The organism is Haloarcula amylolytica JCM 13557, assembly GCF_000336615.1.
Classification (GTDB): Archaea; Halobacteriota; Halobacteria; order Halobacteriales; family Haloarculaceae; genus Haloarcula; species Haloarcula amylolytica.
Window position 1 is genome coordinate 1 of record NZ_AOLW01000031.1, and the last position, 7,337, is coordinate 7,337.

At 55.8% G+C, this 7,337-nt stretch carries 5 protein-coding genes; 1 reads left to right on the forward strand and 4 read right to left on the reverse strand.

Going from position 1 to position 7,337, the window contains the following annotated elements:
- Nucleotides 1-194 precede the first annotated feature (194 nt).
- Nucleotides 195-986 (forward strand): hypothetical protein, encoded by a 792-nt coding sequence (locus tag C442_RS22525; protein ID WP_008311464.1) that lies wholly within the window; start codon nucleotides 195-197, stop codon nucleotides 984-986.
- A gap of 521 nt (nucleotides 987-1,507) precedes the next feature.
- On the opposite strand, the gene C442_RS13900 is transcribed toward C442_RS22525, so the two are convergent.
- The 4 genes from C442_RS13900 to C442_RS22220 all read right to left on the reverse strand — a co-directional run.
- A complete protein-coding gene (locus tag C442_RS13900) occupies nucleotides 1,508-2,146 on the reverse strand; it encodes a DUF7342 family protein (RefSeq protein WP_008311468.1) in 639 nt (212 codons plus the stop codon).
- Nucleotides 2,147-2,304: 158 nt separating this feature from the next.
- Entirely contained in the window at nucleotides 2,305-3,735 is a 1,431-nt protein-coding gene (locus C442_RS13905) for a site-specific integrase (RefSeq protein WP_204366251.1), read from the reverse strand.
- 769 nt (nucleotides 3,736-4,504) lie between these two features.
- Nucleotides 4,505-6,811, reverse strand: coding sequence for a hypothetical protein (locus C442_RS13910; RefSeq protein WP_008311471.1), 2,307 nt, complete (start codon nucleotides 6,809-6,811; stop codon nucleotides 4,505-4,507).
- Nucleotides 6,811-7,337, reverse strand: a 527-nt coding sequence (locus C442_RS22220; RefSeq protein ID WP_008311473.1) for a hypothetical protein, incomplete at its 5' end; no start/stop codon positions are given. The genes C442_RS22220 and C442_RS13910, both read right to left, overlap by 1 nt.

Consider the following 7,337-nt stretch of genomic DNA (forward strand, 5'->3'; position numbering starts at 1 on the left):
CGAAGATCGACCGCTACAGACGGCTCATCGAGACAGAAGAAGTGACTCAGATCGGATTAGTGGGTGACGCTTTGTGAGGTACTGAGTCTCTATTACTCTGTGATCAAGAGTGTTCGACCCAACTGTAGCAAGAAGTTGTTTAGGAGTACAGAGCCCGCCAGCATTATTGTCTGACTCTTATATTCGCTAATCAGATGGGTTCTGACGACGAATTCGACCAGTTGAAATTCCGAGACGGACATCTGGTCAGCAACGACGAGAGCACTCCGGAGACAATCGATCCCGATCCGATACTCCCGAACGAGAACAGCGGGTTCCTGCTCGAAATCAAGCCCGGGGCGCTCGAAGCGAGCGAACCACTCAACCAAGTCCACGAAGAACACGGTGAATTACTGTCGTTTGGCTCCCGGGGAGATGCGGAGCGGTTCGCGGACCAAGTCTCGGCCGAGTCTGATGCCTTACGCGTTCAGTCCGCGGCCCCGAACGACCCGAGCGACGTCGATGGCTACCTACTGGCAGCGTACGACCGATCAGTCAGGGAACCCGAATCAACGGACGGCAAGACGTGGACGTTCGACATCGGGGCGAACCTCTATGGCTCACTCGGCGAAGCTGTCGTGAAATCCGGTGGCAAACCTCCCGCATTGGAGTACTTCGTCAGGCGGGACCTCGATGGGCGACTCGACGACCTCGAATTCGGACTCCGACTCAATGTGGCCTCGGGGAAAGCGCTCCCCGAGGACGTCGGTCGCCTCAACTGGCACCCGGACTGCTGCGTCATCGCGCGGGACGGCTGGAAAGACGGACTGATAGAGCGTTACTGGTGCGAGATCAAAACCGGGAACGCGTCGTTCGAGCGCCGGCAGGTCGAATCGATGCGCAAACTCGCAGCAGAGGAGCGAGTCCTGAAAGTCAGAGTCCTCATAGACGACCTCCCCGATCAGTACTCGGTCAGAATCCACGAAGTCGAGGCAGGCGAAGAGTAACTCTCAGATTTCGTAACACCGACCCTTCGAGATTACGGCGGATTGTTCTGCGAATTCAACAACGACGGATCCCCCGCCTCCGCTACGGCGAACCAACACGAAATGACCGCCAGTGTCACTCGTTCAGGCGGGTGTCCCGAGTCTATACACGAAGGGAGATGCTGTGACGGATCACTTGGCGGGTGAAAGTGCCGGACAGGGTGGCCAGAGGTCGCATTGTCGGCTTCGCGTCCGAATCTAAACTCCAGCCCCTGCTCCCGGTAGTGGTACTTGTAGTCCCCGTTTTGCCACCACTGGATGTCGAAATACCCGCCTTTCTGATGGATGCCGGGGCTAATCGTCACTCGCGCTTCCCGAGGGGTGATCGGTGATTCCTCGTAGGGACCGTTCCTGGAATTCTTGTACCGTACTTTCTGGACGCAGTCCCCCAAGCGCTTCTGGAGCACGTTCACTGCAGAGAGAATCGCGTCTTGGTCAATCGGACTCCCGCTCCCCATCGCCATGAATTACCGTGGCTACACTCAGGCGGAGTTTAGTTCTTTGTCTTCGCCGCTGTCGTCGTCGAAGATGACCTCTTCAGACTCCGCCAGACTGGCGTACTGTAGCGCAATCCGTAAGTACTCGCGGTCCACAGAGGCAGTACGCCAATGGGAGATGTCTTCCCATGCTTCATCGTCGAGGGACTCATCAGAGAGAATTAGCTCCTCCGGATCGTCGACTCCGTGCGTGTCTTTGTACTCCTCTATCTCCTCTTCCAACTGTCGGAGCGTGGTTTCGAGAGCACGCTGCGGTTTCTCCGAGAGCTCTCGAATCCGTTTGATCCGATACCAGTCGGGATCACGCTGGTAGACGCGTCCGCCGTCAGTCGACTCAGCACGCACTGTTCCCTCCTCCGCGAGCGCGTTCAATTCGTCCCGCGCTGTCGGCGGAGAAACGTCAGCCAGATCTGCGACCTCTGCGGCCGACCGGGGCTTGGTGGCCCTGACGATGACGTCTTTCACTCGCTGCCTGGCCGTCTTCGACTCGGACCAGTCGGCCTCAACGAACTCGTTGATGTCCCCGTAGTCGGACGGGTCCTCCTCAAACGGGTCGATACCGGTCAGATCCGGCGCTTCATCCGGTAATTCATCGTCTTCAGGGAAGGGGTTCGAGTCGCTCATGTGTCCCACACTACCGACTAGACAAACAAATATTTTTCGAGAGAATATATTTTTTCTTGGGTTGCTGCCGGAGGCCGCTCGCCGAACGCACTATGCTGGACTCAACGACTGTTTTCGCCTCTGAGTCGAATATTCCCGAACTCAATCACAGAGGACAGTTAGGCCGGAACCAATCCCATCATCGCTAAGTTGAATGCCAGCAGGACAATGCAGAGACTGTATCCGGCAGCACCCTTCACCGCTCGCGTAGGATCCGGGACCGGAGACGGCTCTGAATCGGGAGCTATGTCTTGGAGTTCTCTCTGAAGTCGGTTTGGAATCCACGCTCCGAGGGAGACAGCGCTGACAACTGGAACCGCAGCAGGGTGGGCGAATGCGTTCGGTCCGACGCCGAAAGACTCCAGGGAAGTTTGATTCTTGTTGCGCTCCGGGTCGTCTCCGTTCTCTCGCTCTCCGGGATTCTCATCGGTGTTGTCGTCGGCGGAGTCGCTCTGCGCTAACTGCATAACGGCCTGCGGGTCAATCATCCCGTTGTCGTCGGAGATGACGTCGACGAGTTCCTCGGTGGTGAGTGTCTCCGCATCCCTGCCGTAACCCTCGAACAACTTCGCGTACGTCTTGAGACGGTGCTTCTGCTGACGCTCTTTCGATCTCGTGTCGTAGTGCTTGTTCAGCACGGGAACCGATACGTCCACCCGATCACAGAGGAGTTCTTTGGCCACCCCTCGGTCAATCTGATACTCGATGGACCACCGTCGGAGCGGATGCGGGCTGTGACTCGACGGGCACTCCGACGCGTGATGATTGTGATACGCCTCACAGGACTCAATCTCTCGATCGTGCGGGCATTCGTTCGAGTGTTCACACGGCCGAGTTAATTTGTACAGGTCCCTGCGGATTGTGTCCACGGTCGGCCGTCCGGACGGTGTGGTCAGCAACGGTTCCCGTCCGAATTTATCCGTGACGTCATGACGATCAGGGCTGTTTAGATACGACCGAATGAGCTCTGCCAATTCGTCCGAAATATTGACGTTGCGCTCACCGTCAGACCCGTTCTTCAACGGGGTGCCCTTGATATCGAATGAGTCTGCCGGGCGGTGTCGGAACTTGATAACGCGTTCGTCCAGTTTCAGGTCTTTCAGGTCAATTGCCCTGACAGCGCCGACACGGGACGCGATTTCTTTAATTATTTCAAACTCGACGCGCCGACGGGAACTCGGCTCGTTCACCTCCAGATACTCCGAAACGGCGTTGACTAATTCATCGCTCGGCTTCGCATAAGAGATGTCTTTATCATCAGGAACATTCGGCACAGGAGTTTTGGGCGGTAGGCCAACGGGCACGGCCTCTATCTTCGTACAGTAGACGAGGAACCGACGCAGTACGCCGAATATGCCGTTCAGACTCACTATGCCATTACCCGTCGTTTCCCTACACCAGCTCTTGAACTGTCGGAGCTTGCGACCAGTCAACTCGTTCATATTCTCAAGCGAGACTTCCTCACTCCAATCAGAGAACGGACGCAACCCCCGGTCGATTGTATCCCACGTGGAGTACGTAGCGTCTTCCTTGCGCTCATCCAGGTACATTTCGATTGCTTTCTGTGGCGCGATCGGATCTAAATCGGTTTGCATTTTGAGTCACACCGGCAAAAGATCCAGGTTCTTAAAAGGGTAAGCCCTGAACAGGGCTTGAACTTGACTACCGCACTTCCTTTTTGTTTCCTTCTATCCTACGCTGTTGGCAGCACTGCAATCAGGAAAACGAGCCGATATAGCTAACAGTTCAAGCGCCGGACTAATACCCCGGCCAGGATAGTGAGTCCGTCGAGATGATGGACATCTCGTATCAATATCACCATCCTGGCCGGCGACTGTTTCGTCGTTACGCCCGTTCATCAGAATCGGTATTCCTACAAACGGTTTGTGAGGTGCCGAGAATCACGTCATATCGATATTAGCGCTTCAGACGGGTTTTTGGGACATTTCCAACGGTTTTGGCACGGTTCTATTTCTTAGAAGATCAAGATTCTTCTGGATTATGCTGGTGACTCTCTAAGAAGCATTTTTCATACAATTTAGCTGTTTTTAACTCGTTATTCTGAGATAGTAGAAAACCAGGCTATTAACGAATCAATCTTCGCATGTTCAAACAGAAGCTAAGCAAACCAAATGCGCCAAAAATTCCTGCTGTGCTGTCATCCGAACTCAAAATACGGTCACCAAATCCACATACATGTACACCCGGGGACTGATGTAGTCACCCACTTTTTCGGCTGTTCGTTGGTGGTTGTGTGTTTGTATTTTGATTGGTGTAACTCAGTGGGCGATAGTGGGTGGTGAAGCAGTGGGTGTCGGGTTAGGCGTGGCCAATGATTTTGCTTAGTCGATCGTTGGTGTCGGGATTGAGTTTGTGGTTATTGAGGGTTCGGTATGTGTGGAGTTCGTCGAAGTTGCTGTTGAGAATGCCTTTGTCAGTGAGGAAGTCTCTCCAGTTGGCGGGGCTGTAGTTGTCAGCGTCGGAGTTTGGGAAGCTAGGGAAGTTGAGGTGTTTTGGATGGTGGAGTTGCCGCATGAGTGTCCACAGGTGGGTGTTGTTCGGGGCGACGAACCTCGTTTCGAGGGTGTCGGTGAGGGCGGTGAGTTTCTTAAGGGTGCGGCGGGGTTTTTCGGGCTTGTTGGATTCGGTTTCGATGCCGGCGGCGTACCGTGGCGTGTTCTTATTGAACGCGATGACATCGATGCGGGTGTTGAGGAGGTCGTTGGCTTGGAGAGCCTGCTCGCAGGCGGTGTTGCGGAGTCGCCACGTGTCGCAGTACCTGATGACGCGCGTGACGTCGTCTTTCGCAGCGAGTGCGGCGGCGACATGGTCGACGCCTTTCCGATGTAGTGCTTTTTCAGCCGGCGTTTTTTCGCCGTACCCGTCGTGGGCGATGTTTTCGATGCCGAGTCGCCGGCGTTTGTCTGCGGGGACGTTGTAGAGGACGCTGTTGGTTTCGTCGTGGGATTCGAGCCAGTCGGTGTCGATGAGTTTCGCTTCGTCGACGTTGAGTTGCGTGCCATCGGTGTCACGGCGGAGTAGCCGCATGCTTTGCGTGAGTGTCGCGTCGGTGAGTCGGCGTTCCATGGCGAGACTAATTTTGGTGAGGAAGATGATTTCGTCACGGGTGAGTTGTGGTACTCGCGCCGGGTCTACGCGTGGTTCGACGGCGCATGTGGAAACGGTTCGTGGTGTCGTGACGGCGGTTTGCTGTGTCCGTTGCCGTATTGTCTCGTGTGCTGTGAGTTGTGTTGGTGCGTGTTTTTGTGGGAGAACTGGTCTGGTTCGCGTGCGCGTGAATCGTTGGTTGCGGTGTTGCTCGGTAGGTGGTGTGTCGTGACTGTGTTTCGCAGTGGTGTAGCGGTACGTGTCCCACGGGTTCTGTCGGCAGGTCGGGTAGTACGGATCGAAACCGGGCGACGGGATAGTGCAGGCGGACTCGTCGGTGTCGGAGTGGCCTGTGAGGGTTATGTTCGTGTGGGCGGCGTCACGGAGTGCATTTCGGAGCGCGGGTTTACTGGCGATGTCGTTTCCGGGGCGGTGTGGGGCGGGGAAGAACGAGCGGAGTGCGTGCCACAGCTTGTCGATTGGAATCGGGTCGTCGAAGCGTAAGTCAGGGGTGGCTCGGATGCAGTCGACGACGGTGAGTAAGCGTTTATCGTTGATGCGCAGCGGTTTGTTGTTGAGCGCGTCGTCGCCGCGAAGGTTCCAGTCGCGCTTCGGGTTTTCCGTGCCGGTTGTCCCGTAGTACGGAGTGAGAACGGGGTTGTTGCGTTTAAATCGTCCACGGAGGAGTTCTGTGACGCCCGGCGTGGCATCGATGAGGCGTCCGATCTCGGGTCGTGAGAGCTTGTTGTCTGCAATGTTGACGATGCGGTTCCAGCCGTGCCACAGGTACTCGGCGAGTTTTAATCGGACGTGGTGTTGCGGGATAACGAGCTCGTTATGTTCGTACTGCAGGTACGGGAGTTCATCGCCGAGTGCGTCGGCGATGGGATTAGCGTGTTTCGGGAGGAGTTGACACGCTCGCGTAACGTGGCCTGTCGGGATGCGAACATCGCCGTCGTCGGTGACGCTCACGCGATTAGTGTACTGTTCGTGGACGGTTTCGGCGGCAGTCCCATCGTACGCTCGGCAGGCCTCCGGCGTAGCGGTATCGGCAGGTGGTGGGGCTAAAAGCACAGCTGCAATCTCGGATTGCATCGCGGGGCCCATCGCTTCGTAGAAGGACGTGACCGAGGCAATGTAGAATCGCCGTGCGTTTCGGTCGTACCAATTCAGTCCCGGGTGTTGTTCGAACGGGCGCTGTAGCATGCGTTGTTCGGCGCTCCCGTCTGGCTCCCGGGCTTCGTATTTCGTTCCGGTCAGCGGGTCAGCGTATCGAATGCGAAGCGCGCAACCAGCTGCGAACGTGATTAACTCGTGGATGTCCGTGGCACCGTAGCCCGGTGTTGGCGTGATATCGTGTTGCTCGACAGCGTGTTCAACGTACGTTTCGAAGCCATCAGCGTCATTGAGAATCCCTGCTGGTTCGTTCCCGAAGAGTGTCGATAATACATCCTCGGGGCAATCTAACGGGAGGCACGCGACCCTGGCGGCGTCTCGCTCGTTCGCTCGCAGAGTCATTAATCCTCTCCCGCGGAGAGCGTATCACCAAGGGCGTCTGTCGGGGTACGGGACTTGTCTAAGAGTTTCTGGAATGTTGTGAACGCAATTGGTGAACCGAATCCAAAGTCGTCTGTTATTGTCTTGATAGCGGCATCGAGACTCGGTTGTTTGTTATAATGATCAACGGCTTCGTCCGGGGCTGGTGCGTCGTCGACGGAGTAATCTCTGAGGAAATCGGCGATGAATTCTTGCAATACGGTTCGAGTCGGGACAACAACCAAGCGCGTTGCATCGGTCTTTGCGCCCACCCCTAATCTCACAAAGTCTTGTATGTCATAGCTATCAACCACCATTCCGAGGACTTCCAGCTTTGGAGAGGAGTCGTCTGAAAACCCGGCAAAATCAAAGGTGTACGCGGGTTGAATCGGCGGGTCGGCTTCGTGATTCTCAGTTAGTGACTCAGCTTTGCACGTTAGCTTCAGCAGTTGAGTGAACAAAGAGATGATCGATCTCTTCCATGAGGTCATCAACGCCTCGGTCATCG

Bases quoted from the DNA above. Each gene is read 5' to 3' on its own strand.
- C442_RS13905 (WP_204366251.1), bottom strand. From the start codon at position 3,735: ATGTACCTGGATGAGCGCAAGGAAGACGCTACGTACTCCACGTGGGAT.
- C442_RS13900 (WP_008311468.1), bottom strand. From the start codon at position 2,146: ATGAGCGACTCGAACCCCTTCCCTGAAGACGATGAATTACCGGATGAA.
- C442_RS13910 (WP_008311471.1), bottom strand. From the start codon at position 6,811: ATGACTCTGCGAGCGAACGAGCGAGACGCCGCCAGGGTCGCGTGCCTC.
- C442_RS22525 (WP_008311464.1), top strand. From the start codon at position 195: ATGGGTTCTGACGACGAATTCGACCAGTTGAAATTCCGAGACGGACAT.